Raw genomic sequence first — 16,326 nt, forward strand, 5'->3', positions numbered from 1 at the left:
TTTAAGTAAATAAGTATTTAAGTATTTTGGTGAACACAATGGGAGTCATAACCGTAAAAATTCCAGACGAGTTGGAGGTTAAATTCCGGAAGAAAATCCTCGAAATTTACGGTGTTAAGAAAGGAGTTCTTGGAATGGCGATAACAGAGGCGATTGAATTATGGCTCGAAAAATACGAAAACTCCGAAAAGCAGAAGTGAACTACATTACTATCAAGGCAACGCTCGAAGCAGAAAAGAAGGAAGACTATCTAAAACTTGCCCTTTTAACAGAAAAATTTAAGAGAGCTGTCGAACTGTCGATAAGACTCCAGCTTAAGGGTGTTAAGAAGAGCGAGGGTGTGAAAGAAGTTTCTCGACTGATTCTCAACAACTGGTGGTATTCCGACAGTGCTTGGGATTATGCGAAAATGCTCCGTAAAGGTGCAGAGCGAAGCGGAGGGAATCCAAAACACATTCATCTGAAGTCCAAGTTTCTCATCAGCAAGCCAAAAGAAAACGAGAATGGAAATAGAAACGTTAGGATTAATGGGTTGAAAGTTAAAATCCGTTCAAACGGCGAATGGCTGAACTTTAAACTGAAAACCGCTGAAAAATTTCTTCCCATTATTTTTGAGGCTCAGAAGTTCAAGTATGGTGCCCAAGTTATCTTGAAGGACGGAAAAGTTTATATTCATATTCAAGTGCCGTTTGATGTTTGCCTGAGGTATTACGGGAAAGTGAACGGCGGACATCTCTACGCAGGGTTTGATTTGAATTCCGATAGAATTAATATGGTTGTTCTCGATGAGAACAGTATAATCCGAGATGTTAAAGTTGAACACTTTCCAGAAGTCAATTCTCCGGGTTTTTCAAGGAAAAAGGCGAAAGATTTGAGGCTAAAGGCTCTTGCTTGCTTGCTAGACTATGCATATCATCACGGTGTTAAAGTCGTGTTCTTTGAGGATTTGGGAATTATTAAAAGGAGAAACGGACGGGTAACGACCTCAAGGAGAGGAAATCGGAAGGCATCGAACTTTGCTAAAAAGGAGTTGTTTGAAGTTTACTTGGTGAATCTTGCTGGTTCTTCAAAATTGGGACGAGAGTTAGCTGGGAACTTAGGTTTGGACGTCCACTCGTCTTCAGCTTTCGTAATTGGCTGGTGGGGATTAAGCTCACTAAAACTCACAAACACTCCAAAAAATGGGAACAGTTGAGAAGGCTATATTATAATTCCTCCTTAATAGTCTCTGCTAACCTCTTTACTCCCTCTTGGATCTTGTCCTCATCTACGTAGGTAAAGTTGAGCCTCATTGTGTTTTTTACATCTCTGTAAGCAAAGAATGCCTCTCCTGGGACGTATGCAACTCCTTTCTTAACGGCTTTCTCTAACATTGTCGTGGCATTAATTTTTTCTGGGAGTATTACCCAGATGAACATACCTCCTTCTGGCCTAGTCCATTTGACACCTTCGGGCATGTACTGTTCTAAAGCTTCAAGCATAGCATTTCTCCTGGGCTTATAGAATTCGATTATCCTTGGAATGTGTTTCTCAAGGTGACCTCCTTCCAGGTATCTCCACGCTACAACTTGCCCAAACGAATTGGTACACAAGTCAACACTCTGCTTTGCAATCTCTAATTTTCTTATAAAGTGAGGCTCTCCTGCTATCCATCCAAGTCTAAATCCTGGGGCAAGTATCTTTGAGAAAGTTCCCAGGTAGAGAACTCTTCCTTCTGTGTCTAGGGCTTTTATCTTTGGTACGGGCTTGCCCGAATACCTGAGCTCACCGTAGGGGTCATCTTCTACAATTATAAAGTCATATTCACTTGCAAGCTCTAGGAGATGCTTTCTTCTTTCTTCCGTCATTGTAACACCTGCTGGGTTTTGGAAGGTTGGAACGGTATATACGAGCTTAACTCTCTTTCCTTCTGCTTTTAGCTTTCTGAGCTTCTCTTCCAAAATATCTATTCTCATTCCTTCATCATCTAGAGGAACTTGAATGTACTGGGGCTCATAGAAATTGAAGGCTTGAAGCGCTGCTAAATAAGTTGGGGCTTCAACAACTACTAAGTCCCCTGGGTTAAGGAAAACTCTACCAATTAAGTCGAGAGCTTGTTGGGATCCACTTGTAATCATTATGTCAACTTTTGAAGTTGGAATGTTGTACCTTTTTCTCAACCACTCAGCAATGGCAAGTCTAAGAGGGGTAAAGCCTTTTGTGGTTCCATATTGAAGGGCTTTATCAGCGTGCTCTTCCATGATTTCTTCCAAAATGCCTTTTATAATATCTTTGGGAAATGTTTTTGGGTTAGGCAACCCGCCAGCTAGGCTTATAACATCACTTGTCTCTACAAGCTTAAGTAATTCTCTAACTTCTGAGGCTTTCATCTTTAGAGCTTTCTCAGAAAAATAAGACTCAAAATTAAGAGGACCACTTTCAAGTTTCTTTTCCAAAATTTCTTCCATATTTTTCACCTCTTTTCATGCTCATGTATGATCATCTGAACATATTTGCTCACTAGGTATTTTCCGACGATTAAATATAAAACTTTCGGTATTAGCTGATTTTTAGGTTTACATTTGTAAATTTTCCTTGAAATGTTTTATCTATGATGTCAAAAATTCATCAAAGAATTTAAACGTCTTTTGGACAGCATAAGTGAGCCAGCATGTTCAAAAAAGCGGGGGTATTAACCCGCCCAAGTTCATCGATTCCGCCCTCGGCGGTTCTCCCCGGGCATTAGATATTAAACAAACAAAGTTAAAATACCTTTCGTTAGTCTTCCCAGGGTTCTCTATACTTAAATGCCCATCCAAACTCTTCTTTGAGGATATCTATTGCCGCATATGGAGGTATCACGCCTTTTTCCGTAATTATTACATCGATATATTCTGGAGGAGTGACATCAAACGCTGGATTAAGAACTTCTATATTCTTTGGCCATGTCTCCAATTCTTCTTTTGGAACGACTTCAGTTGGATCTCTCATTTCAATTTCGACTAATTGTCCTAACATCGTCTCTGGATGGAATTTGTAGGTTTCTGCAGCTATCATTACCCAAACTCTATGTTCTTTTGCTGTTAGCGCTATCAAGGCAGTTCCAATTTTGTTTATTACCGCTCCATTGGCAGTTATTGAGTCGGCTCCCATAACGACTTTGTCAGTCATTTTCATGTAATGCCTAGCTGCCCCGTCTACTATGTAAATTACCGGAATTCCATAACTTGCCAATTCCTTTGCAGTAATTTTTCCCTGCCATCTTGGCCTTGTCTCGGTGACAATGACCTTAATGTCTTTCCCCTGATCAAAAGCAGTTTTCATCACACTAATTGCGGCTTTACTATGACAGTGTGTCATTATAACATCTCCATCTTCAATTCTTTTTGCTCCTATTTCTCCAATTCTTTCAATGGCTTTTTCTGAATTGTAAATAAACTCTTTTGCAGCGTTTATGATAGTGTATCTTAAGCTCTCTAAGTCAGCATTGGAAGTGTACGCTATTTTACCCCTATACATTACGTATCTCAAGGCATTTGGAAGAGATACTGCTGTGGGTCTCGTATTGTATAAGATTTTAGAAGCTTCTTTCAGCTCTTTCCATAACTCGTGGCTTGTTTTCGCTTTAGATTTTTCAGCTTGAATCTTTAAAGCCTCTGCAACTGCTCTAGCGATTTCTCCGGCGCCTCTAATTTCCATATTCTTTATTTTTTCTGCAATTTCAAAGACTTCTCTAACTATCATGGCTCCCACACATATACACTTATTCCCTTATAGTTAATTAACTTCATTTCCCTTGGAGGAACATCCCCAGAAAGTGGCACAATGTAGAGGGGAACTTTAACTTTCTTGGCAAGAGTGAGTAGTGCCATCATTATTTCTGGATTTGGACGAATAGAATAAATAGCTCTAGCTTTGAGGTAGATTTTAAGGTTTGGATTAAAAACATCATCTACAAACCCAGGAATTCTCTCTTTTATTGCATTCTTTACGGCTTCTTGGTTTATATCCACAACTACTACATTGAATCCATATTCTTTTAGCTTCTTAGCTACTTTTAGATAGAAACCAACTCCTACTTCTATTATTAGCCCCTCATTGGGAACTTTCCTTTTTATGAGCTCAGCTAGGGCCTCCATTGATAAAGGATTTGATGTAGGGTATAAATAGCTTTGGACTCTATGCCAAAACTTTTATACATATTCTTAACATTTTTATGTAGATTGTAGGTAAAACTCATAGGGGGGTCTATATTAATGCTTGAAGAGGAGATATTACAAAAGCTCCAAAAATTTGGGTTAACTAAGTATGAGAGTCTTGCTTATTTGACCCTTCTAAAACTTGGCCCCAGCAAGGCTACAGATGTTACGAAAGAAAGTGGAATACCTCACACGAGAATCTACGATGTTCTAAGCTCTCTTGCTAGGAAGGGTTTTGTTGACATAGTGCATGGAACTCCAAGACTTTATGCTCCAGTAAATCCAGAAATAGTTCTTGAAAAAATTAGGGAAGATTTGATCTCAGATATAGAGAGATTAAAGAAAGCTTTTCAGGAGCTATACCGGGAAGTCCATGGTGAGGAATTGCCCGAGATATGGGCCGTTCATGGGTTTGAAAATACAATAGATAGAGCTCAACATATAATCAGATCTGCAAAGCATGATATCTTGATCAATACTCCATATGAGTTTCTTGAATATCTAAGGGGAGTATTAGAAAAAAGAAATGATGTCTTAATTATAGTTATTAGCAACTTCAGTGAAATTCCTCTCTGGCTAAGAAATAAGAATAATGTTATTTTAGCGAGAAGTGGGCAAGCACCTTGGCTTTTAGGCACCTGGGTTATAGGAGATATAAACTATGCTCTATTCTTTGGAACATTGCCCGAAGACAAAGGTAAAGAAAGATTTTACTCTTTCTGGGTTAAATCTACGAGATTAATACAAAACTATGTCCACTGGTTTTACACAATGTACTTTGACAATAGTGAAATAGTAAAGCCACTCAATTATGAAAGAATGGAAAAACCTTTGATACTTAGTCACATTAGGACTGTTATTACCGTACTAAAGCAGGCAGGATTGCCTAGAAATATTGAAGTTATTGGAAGATCCTTAGCTGATAAGAAGCAGGTGACTATTAAAGGTAAGGTTATTGATTACGAATATACTCCTCTCACAGCCAACATTACAGTGAAGACAGACAACAAAAAAATAAAGGTTGGAGGGCTAGGAAGTTACTTGGAAGATATAGAAGGGGAATCTTTTATCCTTCTTGACTGATTCTTTTCTTTTCTGTTGTTGCTTCTACAAGTATTATGTCCCCAACGGCAGTTACCCTTTCATATGGAACTCCTACTCTTTCACCGGGGAGAGCTAGAAGGACTACTTCTCCCCTTCCCTCATCAATATCAATTATAACCTCATCAACATATCCTACGTACTTTCCTTTTGTTGTGTATATCTGTTTCCCATAGATTTTGGAAAGCCTCATGACCATTTTGGATCACCTAAGCACAATATTTTCCAAACTTCTTAAAATGTTTTTGAATGTACTGTGCAAATTTTTATAAATCCCTTCACTTCAACTTTCCCTTCGTAGTGAGGAAATATGATAGTGTTTAGGATACCTGAAGGTAGTGCGAAAGTTAAAATAGAGAAGGCAGACCCAAAGGTATATTTTCAAATTTATGACTTACTTTCATATAGGAAAGATTATGGAAGATGGAACAAAGCAGAGAGCTTGTATGATCCCTATACAAATACTTTTCCGGTAGGACTTTTGCCTAGGGTAAAGAAGTTTCTCAATTCTAAAGGGTACAGGGTAAGAATAAAAGACGAGAGGAAAATCGAAGGAGAAAAATTAAATTCCACATGGAACGAAAAATACAAACTAAGAAAATACCAGATGAAAGCTGTTAAAAAAGCTCTTAAGGAAAAAATGGGAGTTTTAGCTCTTCCTGTTGGGAGTGGGAAGACTATAGTTGGGCTAAGAATAATTCATGAATTGGACTTATCTGCCCTAATTATAGTGCACACAAAAGAGTTACTATACCAGTGGGCTCAAAAGATTAAGGAAGTTTTGGGGATAGATCCTGGGATAATAGGAGATAATAAGTGGTATGAAGGCCCTATAACAGTGGCCATGATTCAAACATTGCTTTCGAGAGGCACTGATAAATTTGAAAGAAAGTATGCAGTGGTATTATTTGATGAGTGTCATAGAACATCTGCCGCAGAAAAGTTCTACGAAGTTGGTGTAAACCTGCCTCAAGTTTATAGGTTTGGGCTTTCAGCTACTCCTTGGAGAAGATTAAGGGGAGAAGAAATGAAAATTGAAGGTGTCGTTGGGCCAATAATCTACGAGGTAAAGGCTGAAGATTTAATCCGTGAAGGCTTTCTTGCAAAGCCGAAGTTTGAAATAATAGAATACCAATCCCACATGCCCTCGTTAGCTGACAAATACAAAGAACTTTACGAAGAAGCAATTATGGAAAATGAGGCAAGGAATAAAGCAATAATAGAAAAGGCTATTGAATTAGTAAGGAGGGGACATAGGGTTCTGATTGATGTAAAGAGGATAGACCATGGAGAAATGCTGGCAAAAATGTTAAAGGAGAGAGGAATAAAAGCTGAGTTCCTAAGCTCTCAAAGTCCAAATAGGTGGGAAATACTCGAGAAATACAAGAAGGGAGAAATACAAGTACTCGTATCTACCCTCTTAAAAGAGGGAGTAGACATACCCGAGATCTCAGCAATTATTTTAGCAGGGGGAGGAAAGAGTGATATAATGACAATCCAGACAATAGGTAGGGCATTGAGGCCCAAAAAAGGAGGAGAGGCTGTTATTGTGGACATAAAAGATGATGATCCCCTATTGTTCACCCACTTTTTGGAAAGACAAAAAGCATTGAAACAGTATTATGGAAGATATTACAACCTTTGAAGAGTTTCTCTGATGTATTTGGGCATTTGGAAGAGTGTTTCATGCATTAAGGGATCGTAATATTCAAGCTGTAGCTTTTTAGCTCTTTCTCTGTCAATCTTTGTAAAGTCGATATCTCCTTTGACACCAACAAGGAATGCCCAGGGAGAGGCGTATCCTATAACTGGGAAAGAGTAGTAGTAGACTCTATCAAAAACTTTTTTCATCTCTTTATACGCTGAAATCAACTCATCAGTAAAGAGATACACGCTTCCCGCTTGGGTAACATAAATTCCTGGGTTGTTTAAGGCATCATATACATACCTATAGAATTCTTCGCTAAAGAGAACTTTTGCAGGCCCGACTGGATCTGTGGAATCTGCGATTATTACATCGAATCCTCTATTGTTTTTTATGAATTCAAATCCATCTCCAATTGTAAGCTTAGCTTTCTCATGTTTTCCGTTTAACATAGCCTCTAGTAAGCCATTATCGATCTTTATTAAATCCTTGGAAACCATTATTACGTCCTCATCAATTTCCACCATAATAACCTCATCTACATCATGTTGCAACACTTCTCTCACAGTCCCCCCATCTCCACCGCCTATCACGAGAACTCTCTTTGGTTTTGGATGGGCGAGCATTGCTGGGTGTACTAGAGGTTCGTGATAACTTCTTTCGCCAAGCGTAACGAGTTGCACTGTTCCATCCAAAGCTAGCAATCTTCCAAAGCCTTCGGTCTCATAAACCTCTATCTTCTGGTATTTAGATAATTTCTCGTAAATTTTTTTCTTAATTTTAAAGGCAACCCCGTATCCTCTTGGATACCACTCAATAAATGCCCTCTCCATTATCTCGCCACCTTCAGTTCTTAAGAATGAGAAGGGAATATAAACTTTTATTAACTAAACAAAAAAGTTAAATGGGAGGGTGTAGCATGGAGGGAACTCTAAAGGTATATGCCTCTCCTTCATATGAAATTTATGGGATTTCAAAAAATCCATTCGTTGAGTTAGCTAGTGAGGGAATAGAAGATATAGAATCAATTCATGTTTACCAGGAGGTTGATATGAAAATTTCTTCCATAATCTCAGATGTTATAGGAAACAGAACTTCCGTGGCATTTTCAATAGTTGGCCCCCTTGGAATGGGGAAGACACAGAGACTAAAGAGTATTGGGAAAATAATTGAGGAAAAGAGAGGAAAAGTAATCTATGTAAAGGTTGATACTACCGATGTTCTTAAAATAACAAGAGATATTTTTGCCGCTTTGAAACCCCCTAGGGAGAGAACGAATATTTTCATTGAGAACCTATATAGAAAGCTCGGATTTATAAACAGACTTGAAAAGATGCTTTCCTCTCTGGAAGAATATAAAAGTAGAGATATCGCTGAGATGTTGACCCAACAGTTATCCAAATATTCATATTCTGCCTTACTATTGGATGAGCTAGAGAACATGATGGGGGCAACCGAGAAGGAAAAAATTCTCTTCTTTGAAATGCTGAGGCATTTCATAAGCAATATGCCCCCAGGGACTGTGTTCGCATTTGCGAGCATTCCAGAAGCTTATGAGGAGTACTCAAAACAATTCCCCGCTTTTTTCATGAGACTCCATTATGAGTTTAAATTAAGGCCTATGAGCTTTGAAGAGGTCGTTGAACTTGTAAAGAAGAGACTCTCTAAGGTTAGAACTAAAGACACCAGTGATCCAATATATCCCTTTACTGAAGATGCCTTAAGGCTAATTCATGAGCTAGGAAAAGGAAATCCAAGGCAGATTCTCAGATTACTCAATCATGTTTTGACTGAGGCTGTTAAGCACAAGTTCGATCCAATTGATGAATATGTTGTCACGACAATACTTGAGGAGCCAAAGAGTTTGGAAGAATACTTGGCGAGAATTCCACATGACTTCAAAGATATAGTAAAGGTGATAGTGGAGAAATTTGAGGGAGGGCCTGTAAGCTACATTGAAGTTGCAAAAGAATTAAGGATTCCTGGAACAGAAGCATATGAAAAGTTAGAACATTTAGTCAGCTTGAATTTCTTGGTGGGCGATCCTAGAGGAAATTACAAAGTTCCAGACTACGTTAGAAAGTTCTTAAAGAAAGGGAAAGAGGGGGTAAAAGAATGAACTATGAGGAACATGTACTTGCCGGCTTAATGACATATCCTTTGGCAATTCTCCTCGCTCTCTACTTGCCTCTTAAAGTTGATCTAACGTTCTATGCTTTAGCGTTAGGGTATGCGTTTTACGTCCTTGGTAGCGATTTACCAGATATAGACCATCCAGATTCACTAATTCACAGAGGCTCAAAGCCTCTATTTTCTGTGGCTTTAGGCAGTATTGTGGCAATGAAAATCCTTCCCTATCTGGAAAATTACAATTTAGCAATTTTCTTGGCATGGGTTGTAGGAGCTGTGTTTGCAGTGATAGGATGGTTTACCTTTTCGGCACTTTTGCCTAGACATAGAGGAGTCGTCCACTCAATAACGTTTGCTTTGATTTATGCGGGAATATCTTACTTGGCAGTTAATTATGGCCTTGAGTTGAGTAAAAATGAGGCAATGTTTGTGAGTCTTTCAGCGTTTTTAGGGTACCTCCTCCATCTCATTCTGGACAAAGAGATTAAGCTCCTTTGAGGAGGTTTATTAATATTCCCCCTACCCCTGTCACCATCATCTGAGCTCCAATTGCCATTATAAACAGTCCAATTATCCTTATCAAAACGCTTAGTAGTGTTTTACTGACACTTTTTAGGGCATAGAGGGCTATTGCCATTAGCAAGGCATTAATTGTTATGGCAATTACTGTGGCTAATATTGATACATAGATTCCATACTCTGCCGTTAGGGTTATCGCAGCTGTTATGGCTGCTGGCCCTGCAATTAAAGGAGTAGCAACGGGAACTGCTGCTAGGGCTAAAATGTTTCTTTCCTTCCTTATAGTTACCATAGCGCCGCTTTCTAGCGCATCCAATCCAATCTTAAATAGCACAAATCCTCCCGCAATTCTAAGGGCATCAACATCTATGTGGAAAATGTCTTGAAGGATAACTTTACCAGCAATAGCAAAGAGAAGTAGAAGTATCAATCCAATTAAATTGGCTTTGATTATTAGACTCTTCACATCTTCTATGTGAAAGTCTTCCTTGAGTAGAGTAACCAAAAGAATTTTATCGCTAGGATCAATCATGATTAGCATTAGTAGCGCTGAGCTTAGTATTTCCCCTAGCATACACAAAAGTTTAAGTTAGATGGTGCTTATAAACAATTGGGGGAGTAGTAGGATGAGAGTGGTAGCAAAAGTGCTTTTCATAATTTTCCTCTTGTGGGTAGTCTATGGTGCTTACTTCTTAGTAAACTTTCAGCCAACAATATCGGCATCGTGGGGAGACTTATGGGGAGAGAAAGGGAGAGCAAAAGGATCTATTTTTGTAAATATAAACTTAGGAAATCCCTCCCCTATCCCAATAAAAGTTGAAAATCTGAAAATCAGAGTCAATGATATTACTGTTGGAAGCGCTGAAAACTTTGGGATCGGATTTTTAAGGGAAAAGTTGGTTGGGAATTTAACTATTGATTTTTGGAATTTAACAGATGCCTTGATATCTCACATAGAGAACAACGAGCGTAGCATCGTAGAATTGTCCGCTAATATAAAGTTGTTCAACATAATCCCCTACAACTATTCAATAACTAGGGAAGTTGACTTTAATGTTCTCTCTTACTTCTCAAACATAACTGTGCCTTCAAAGAAGTATAGTGGTCTCATTATTTCAGTATATACTCCAGCAATTGAGGGAATAGATGCTAGATGGGGAGAAGTTACTCAGGAAAAAATAACGATAATAGCAAAGATAAAATTGTACAATCCAAACGACTTTCTAATTGTTGTGGATAACCTTGAAGGGTATATCTATGTGAATGGCTTTGAATTTGGATATGCTAGGATTATTGAAGGAGCAACGATTAGAGGAAAGTCTCGGGGAGAAGTAGTTGTGGAAATTACAACAGACGAAATTAAGCTCTACAATGCAATCGTGAGTCATATAGAGAACGGATGTGTCAGTGATGTTAAACTAGACATAAAATTCCACATAGGCTCTGGAGGGTTCTATGGTTGGGAGGTCAAAGTTCCCTTAAAGGATGTTCACACGAGAATTGAGTTCGATCCTCTTGCATACATAACTTCTCCCTAGCCATAACATTTTTATACCCATTTGTTTTGATATATTAATTGCCCTCCTGCACAGGCAGTAGGTGTGCAAAAATTTTTCATTATGGGGGTTCGCTATCTATAGGGTGGAGCCCCTGAAGAGGGGGCGAAAACCCAGGGGCCCGACGGCGGCGTCGGGGGGATTGGGGGCAAAGCCCCCGGAATGAACCCCGCCCTCCTCCCCTGGGTATAGCAAGATGCGCTCCCGAGGAATACCCCCGAATGGGGGGGACCCCTCGGGGGTAAGGCAGGCCCGGCACCCCGGTTAAACCCCCGGACGGGGAATCTGGTACTCCCCCGCGTGGGGAGTTCCACCGGCCGTACTCCCTTTAATTCCGGTTGATCCTGCCGGAGGCCACTGCTATGGGGGTCCGACTAAGCCATGCGAGTCAAGGGGGCGTCCCTTCTGGGACGCCACCGGCGGACGGCTCAGTAACACGTCGGTAACCTACCCTCGGGAGGGGGATAACCCCGGGAAACTGGGGCTAATCCCCCATAGGCCTGGGGTACTGGAAGGTCCCCAGGCCGAAAGGGAGCCGTAAGGCTCCGCCCGAGGATGGGCCGGCGGCCGATTAGGTAGTTGGTGGGGTAACGGCCCACCAAGCCGAAGATCGGTACGGGCCGTGAGAGCGGGAGCCCGGAGATGGACACTGAGACACGGGTCCAGGCCCTACGGGGCGCAGCAGGCGCGAAACCTCCGCAATGCGGGAAACCGCGACGGGGGGACCCCCAGTGCCGTGCCTCTGGCACGGCTTTTCCGGAGTGTAAAAAGCTCCGGGAATAAGGGCTGGGCAAGGCCGGTGGCAGCCGCCGCGGTAATACCGGCGGCCCGAGTGGTGGCCACTATTATTGGGCCTAAAGCGGCCGTAGCCGGGCCCGTAAGTCCCTGGCGAAATCCCACGGCTCAACCGTGGGGCTCGCTGGGGATACTGCGGGCCTTGGGACCGGGAGAGGCCGGGGGTACCCCCGGGGTAGGGGTGAAATCCTATAATCCCGGGGGGACCGCCAGTGGCGAAGGCGCCCGGCTGGAACGGGTCCGACGGTGAGGGCCGAAGGCCAGGGGAGCGAACCGGATTAGATACCCGGGTAGTCCTGGCTGTAAAGGATGCGGGCTAGGTGTCGGGCGAGCTTCGAGCTCGCCCGGTGCCGTAGGGAAGCCGTTAAGCCCGCCGCCTGGGGAGTACGGCCGCAAGGCTGAAACTTAAAGGAATTGGCGGGGGAGCACTACAAGGGGTGGAGCGTGCGGTTTAATTGGATTCAACGCCGGGAACCTCACCGGGGGCGACGGCAGGATGAAGGCCAGGCTGAAGGTCTTGCCGGACGCGCCGAGAGGAGGTGCATGGCCGCCGTCAGCTCGTACCGTGAGGCGTCCACTTAAGTGTGGTAACGAGCGAGACCCGCGCCCCCAGTTGCCAGTCCCTCCCGCTCGGGAGGGAGGCACTCTGGGGGGACTGCCGGCGATAAGCCGGAGGAAGGGGCGGGCGACGGTAGGTCAGTATGCCCCGAAACCCCCGGGCTACACGCGCGCTACAATGGGCGGGACAATGGGACCCGACCCCGAAAGGGGAAGGGAATCCCCTAAACCCGCCCTCAGTTCGGATCGCGGGCTGCAACTCGCCCGCGTGAAGCTGGAATCCCTAGTACCCGCGTGTCATCATCGCGCGGCGAATACGTCCCTGCTCCTTGCACACACCGCCCGTCACTCCACCCGAGCGGAGTCCGGGTGAGGCCTGATCTCCTTCGGGAGGTCAGGTCGAGCCCGGGCTCCGTGAGGGGGGAGAAGTCGTAACAAGGTAGCCGTAGGGGAACCTACGGCTCGATCACCTCCTATCGCCGGAAACCCCGTCCGGGGGAGCTAAAGGGGTGCCGGGCCTGCTTTTTTAAAGGTGGGCCGGTAGCTCAGCCTGGTATGAGCGCCGCCCTTGCAAGGCGGAGGCCCCGGGTTCAAATCCCGGCCGGTCCACCACGAAGAGATGCACGTCCCGAGCCCAGCTCGGGGCGGAAGGGCCCAAGGCCCCCGAATAGGGGGCGACGATGAGGGCCGTGCATAGGCGGGTGGCCCAAGAAGTGCCTGGCCCCTCCGGTAGAGGGGCTAGGACGCTAAGCCGCCCGGTGGATGGCTCGGCTCGGGGCGCCGACGAAGGGCGTGGCAAGCTGCGATAAGCCCCGGCGAGGCGCAGGCAGCCGTCGAACCGGGGATTCCCGAATGGGACCTCCCGCGGCTTATGCCGCACTCCGGGGTTTATCCCCGGAGGGGGAACGCGGGGAATTGAAACATCTTAGTACCCGCAGGAAAAGAAAGCAAAAGCGATGCCGTGAGTAGGGGCGACCGAAAACGGCAGAGGGCAAACTGAACCCCGGGCCGACGAGGTTCGGGGGATGTGGGGTTGTAGGGCCCCCGTATGAGACCCTCGCGGGTGAAGCCGAAGTCCGCTGGAACGCGGCGCCGGAGAGGGTGATAGCCCCGTAGGCGTAAGCCCGCAGGGTCTCGGGGGACCCTGAGTACCGTCGGTTGGATATCCGGCGGGAAGCTGGGAGGCATCGGCTCCCAACCCTAAATACGTCCCGAGACCGATAGCGAACTAGTACCGTGAGGGAAAGCTGAAAAGCACCCCGGGAGGGGGGTGAAAAGAGCCTGAAACCGGGCGGCGATAGGAGGGTGCGGCCCGAAAGGAATGAGCCTCCCCGAAGGAAACCGCGGCGACGCGGGAGTACGAGGGGAGGGGACCGGGGTTGCACCGTCCGTCTTGAAACACGGGGCAGGGAGTTCGCGGCCGTGGCGAGGTTAAGGGGGTTAAGCCCCGTAGCCGCAGGGAAACCGACATGCCCGCAGCCGGGCTTATGCCCGGTGAGGGGCGGGGTGCGAAAGCGCCCGGAGTCACGGCCGCGAGACCCGAAACCGGTCGATCTAGCCCGGGGCAGGGTGAAGTCCCTCAACCGAGGGATGGAGGCCCGCTAGGGGTGCTGATGTGCAGTTCGCTCCCGTGACCCCGGGCTAGGGGTGAAAGGCCAATCGAGGCCGGAGATAGCTGGTTCCCGCCGAATCATCCCGCAGGATGGCCTCCCCGGAGGTAGGCGGTGGGGTAGAGCACTGATTGGAGGTGCAGGGGGCGAAAGCCCCCGGCCTCCTGTCAAACTCCGAACCCACCGCCGCCGTAGATGGGGGGAGTAGGGTGGCGGTGTAAGCCGTCCACCGAGAGGGGAACAACCCAGACCGGGGTTAAGGCCCCAAAGTGCCGGCTAAGTGTTACTCCAAAGGGTGTCCCGGGCCTTAGACAGCGGGGAGGTAGGCTTAGAAGCAGCCATCCTTTAAAGAGTGCGTAACAGCTCACCCGTCGAGGTCCGGGGCCCCGAAAATGGACGGGGCTCAAGCCGGCCGCCGAGACCCCGGCGCACGGACCGATTGGTCCGTGATCGGGTAGGCGGGCGTGCCGGTGGCGTAGAAGCCGGGCCGTAAGGTCCGGTGGAGCCGCCGGTATCGCGGATCCTGCCGGGAGTAGCAGCGTAGTCGGGTGAGAATCCCGACCGCCGGAGGGGCCAGGGTTCCACGGCAATGGTCGTCAGCCGTGGGTTAGTCGGTCCTAACCCCGCCCGTAACTCGGCGCGGGGGAAAGGGAAACGGGTTTATATTCCCGTACCGCGGGGGTAGGTGCGGCAACGCAAGCCCGGAGGGTGACGCCTCGGGGTAGGCGGACCGGCCGATGAGGCCGGCTAAGCGTATAAGCCCGGGGAGTGCCGTAATGGCGAGAACCGGGTGAAAGCGCGAATGGCCCCCCGTTAGGGGGGTTCCGCCGATCCCTGGGGCCCGTGAAAAGCCCTCCGGGAATTCCGATCCCCCGCGACCGTACCGAGAACCGACACAGGTGCCCCTGGGTGAGAAGCCTAAGGCGTGTCGGGGGAAACCCGGCCGAGGGAACTCGGCAAACTGGCCCCGTAACTTCGGGAGAAGGGGTGCCTGCGGGTGCGTAACCCGCAGGTCGCAGTGACTAGGGGGGCCCGACTGTTTAATAAAAACACAGGTCCCAGCTAGCCCGAAAGGGTTTGTACTGGGGCCGACGCCTGCCCAGTGCCGGTATGTGAAGCCCGGGTACAACCGGGTGAAGCACCGGTAAACGGCGGGGGTAACTATAACCCTCTTAAGGTAGCGAAATTCCTTGTCGGTTAAATGCCGACCTGCATGAATGGCGTAACGAGGTCCCCGCTGTCCCCGGCCGGGGCCCGGCGAAACCTCTGCCTGGCGCGCATGCCAGGGACCCCCGGTGGGAAGCGAAGACCCCATGGAGCTTTACTGCAGCCTGCCGTTGCCACACGGCGGGGGGTGCGCAGCGTAGGCGGGAGGCGTCGAAGCCCGGCCTCCGGGTCGGGTGGAGCCGTCCATGAGACACCGCCCACTCCCCGCTGTGTGGCTAACCCCCGAAAGGGGGGACAGCGGTAGGTGGGCAGTTTGGCTGGGGCGGCACGCCTCCGAAAAGGTATCGGAGGCGCCCTAAGGTCGGCTCAGGCGGGTCAGGAATCCGCCGTAGAGTGCAAGGGCAAAAGCCGGCCTGACTGGACCCGTAACAGAGGCGGGTCCAGCCCCGAAAGGGTGGCCTAGCGAACCCCTGTGCCTCCCCGGTGGGGGCCAGGGATGACAGAAAAGCTACCCTGGGGATAACAGAGTCGTCTCGGGCGAGAGCCCATATCGACCCCGAGGCTTGCTACCTCGCTGTCGGCTCTTCCCATCCTGGCCCTGCAGCAGGGGCCAAGGGTGGGGGTGTTCACCCATTAAAGGGGAACGTGAGCTGGGTTTAGACCGTCGTGAGACAGGTCGGATGCTATCTACCGGGGGTGTTGGCCGCCTGAGGGGAAGGTGCCCCTAGTACGAGAGGAACAGGGTGCCGCGGCCTCTGGTCTACCGGTTGTCCTCCCGGGCATCGCCGGGCAGCTACGCCGCAGCCGATAAGGCCTGAAAGCATCTAAGGCCGAAGCGGCCCCCGAAAATAGGCGGCCGTTCCCTGGCGCTTGGGCCTGGGCGACCGGCCCATTGCCAGGGACGAGGGCTCGGGTAGAAGACCCGGTTGATAGGGCGGGGATGTAAGCGGGAAGGGTCAACCGACCCGCTTAGTCCGCCGCCCCTAATCGCCCGAGGTCCTGCCCCTCGAAGGAGGGGCCAGGCACTTGACAGGCCACCCGCCTATGCACGGCCTATCAATTGTCTA

The 16,326-nt window shown here is 47.2% G+C and carries 13 protein-coding genes, 1 tRNA gene and 2 rRNA genes; 10 read left to right on the forward strand and 6 right to left on the reverse strand.

The genetic code is table 11. From position 1 onward, the window contains the following. Nucleotides 1-38 precede the first annotated feature (38 nt). A complete protein-coding gene (locus tag ACMFNG_RS03535) occupies nt 39-200 on the forward strand; it encodes a hypothetical protein (protein WP_014835468.1) in 162 nt (53 codons plus the stop codon). Beyond that, nucleotides 161-1,195 (forward strand): transposase, encoded by a 1,035-nt coding sequence (locus ACMFNG_RS03540; protein ID WP_011011232.1) that lies wholly within the window; start codon nt 161-163, stop codon nt 1,193-1,195. Before ACMFNG_RS03535 ends, ACMFNG_RS03540 begins: the two co-directional genes overlap by 40 nt. 10 nt (nt 1,196-1,205) lie before the next feature. On the opposite strand, the gene ACMFNG_RS03545 is transcribed toward ACMFNG_RS03540, so the two are convergent. The 3 genes from ACMFNG_RS03545 to ACMFNG_RS03555 form a co-directional block, all read right to left on the reverse strand. Beyond that, a complete protein-coding gene (locus tag ACMFNG_RS03545; RefSeq protein WP_011011233.1) occupies nt 1,206-2,447 on the reverse strand; it encodes a PLP-dependent aminotransferase family protein in 1,242 nt (413 codons plus the stop codon). 310 nt (nt 2,448-2,757) lie between these two features. Continuing rightward, nucleotides 2,758-3,723: a ribose 1,5-bisphosphate isomerase gene (locus ACMFNG_RS03550; protein WP_014835466.1), complete on the reverse strand. Its 966-nt coding sequence runs from the start codon at nt 3,721-3,723 to the stop codon at nt 2,758-2,760. Next, nucleotides 3,720-4,118 carry a UPF0146 family protein gene (locus ACMFNG_RS03555; protein WP_011011235.1) on the reverse strand — a complete coding sequence of 133 codons (399 nt, stop codon included), beginning with the start codon at nt 4,116-4,118 and terminating at the stop codon, nt 3,720-3,722. Before ACMFNG_RS03555 ends, ACMFNG_RS03550 begins: the two co-directional genes overlap by 4 nt. A 117-nt stretch (nt 4,119-4,235) precedes the next feature. Here ACMFNG_RS03555 and trmBL1 point away from each other — a divergent pair, with 117 nt between their 5' ends. Then, on the forward strand, nt 4,236-5,261 hold the full coding sequence (gene trmBL1 / locus ACMFNG_RS03560) for an HTH-type sugar sensing transcriptional regulator TrmBL1 (protein WP_430515206.1): 1,026 nt from the start codon (nt 4,236-4,238) through the stop codon (nt 5,259-5,261). Here the strand turns inward: trmBL1 and ACMFNG_RS03565 are convergent. Further along, nucleotides 5,245-5,478 (reverse strand): PRC-barrel domain-containing protein, encoded by a 234-nt coding sequence (locus ACMFNG_RS03565; RefSeq protein ID WP_011011237.1) that lies wholly within the window; start codon nt 5,476-5,478, stop codon nt 5,245-5,247. The genes trmBL1 and ACMFNG_RS03565 overlap by 17 nt on opposite strands. 111 nt (nt 5,479-5,589) lie before the next feature. On the opposite strand from ACMFNG_RS03565, the gene ACMFNG_RS03570 reads away from it, so the two are divergent. Beyond that, nucleotides 5,590-6,924 carry a DEAD/DEAH box helicase gene (locus tag ACMFNG_RS03570; protein WP_011011238.1) on the forward strand — a complete coding sequence of 445 codons (1,335 nt, stop codon included), beginning with the start codon at nt 5,590-5,592 and terminating at the stop codon, nt 6,922-6,924. On the opposite strand, the gene speE is transcribed toward ACMFNG_RS03570, so the two are convergent. Continuing rightward, entirely contained in the window at nt 6,912-7,757 is an 846-nt protein-coding gene (speE, locus tag ACMFNG_RS03575) for a polyamine aminopropyltransferase (RefSeq protein WP_011011239.1), read from the reverse strand. The two genes, ACMFNG_RS03570 and speE, sit on opposite strands and share 13 nt — an antisense overlap. 86 nt (nt 7,758-7,843) lie before the next feature. Here speE and ACMFNG_RS03580 point away from each other — a divergent pair, with 86 nt between their 5' ends. Then, entirely contained in the window at nt 7,844-9,043 is a 1,200-nt protein-coding gene (locus ACMFNG_RS03580) for an AAA family ATPase (RefSeq protein WP_011011240.1), read from the forward strand. Then, nucleotides 9,040-9,552: a metal-dependent hydrolase gene (locus ACMFNG_RS03585; RefSeq protein ID WP_011011241.1), complete on the forward strand. Its 513-nt coding sequence runs from the start codon at nt 9,040-9,042 to the stop codon at nt 9,550-9,552. The genes ACMFNG_RS03580 and ACMFNG_RS03585 overlap by 4 nt, the downstream gene beginning before the upstream one ends. Here ACMFNG_RS03585 and ACMFNG_RS03590 read toward each other — a convergent pair. Further along, nucleotides 9,539-10,147, reverse strand: coding sequence for a MarC family protein (locus tag ACMFNG_RS03590; protein WP_014835465.1), 609 nt, complete (start codon nt 10,145-10,147; stop codon nt 9,539-9,541). The two genes, ACMFNG_RS03585 and ACMFNG_RS03590, sit on opposite strands and share 14 nt — an antisense overlap. Nucleotides 10,148-10,199: 52 nt before the next feature. On the opposite strand from ACMFNG_RS03590, the gene ACMFNG_RS03595 reads away from it, so the two are divergent. From ACMFNG_RS03595 to ACMFNG_RS03610, 4 genes are all read left to right on the forward strand, one after another. Further along, nucleotides 10,200-11,111 carry an LEA type 2 family protein gene (locus tag ACMFNG_RS03595; RefSeq protein ID WP_014835464.1) on the forward strand — a complete coding sequence of 304 codons (912 nt, stop codon included), beginning with the start codon at nt 10,200-10,202 and terminating at the stop codon, nt 11,109-11,111. Nucleotides 11,112-11,460: 349 nt separating this feature from the next. Beyond that, nucleotides 11,461-12,957: ribosomal RNA gene (locus tag ACMFNG_RS03600) — 16S ribosomal RNA — on the forward strand. Between the two features lie 59 nt (nt 12,958-13,016). Next, nucleotides 13,017-13,094 (forward strand) — tRNA-Ala (locus ACMFNG_RS03605). Nucleotides 13,095-13,216: 122 nt separating this feature from the next. After that, nucleotides 13,217-16,266, forward strand: a 23S ribosomal RNA gene (locus ACMFNG_RS03610). The 16S and 23S rRNA genes sit together here with 1 tRNA gene alongside, the layout of an rRNA operon. The last annotated feature ends 60 nt before the right edge of the window (nt 16,267-16,326 follow it).

This window comes from Pyrococcus woesei, from assembly GCF_050496105.1.
In the GTDB taxonomy this organism is placed as follows: domain Archaea; phylum Methanobacteriota_B; class Thermococci; order Thermococcales; family Thermococcaceae; genus Pyrococcus; species Pyrococcus furiosus.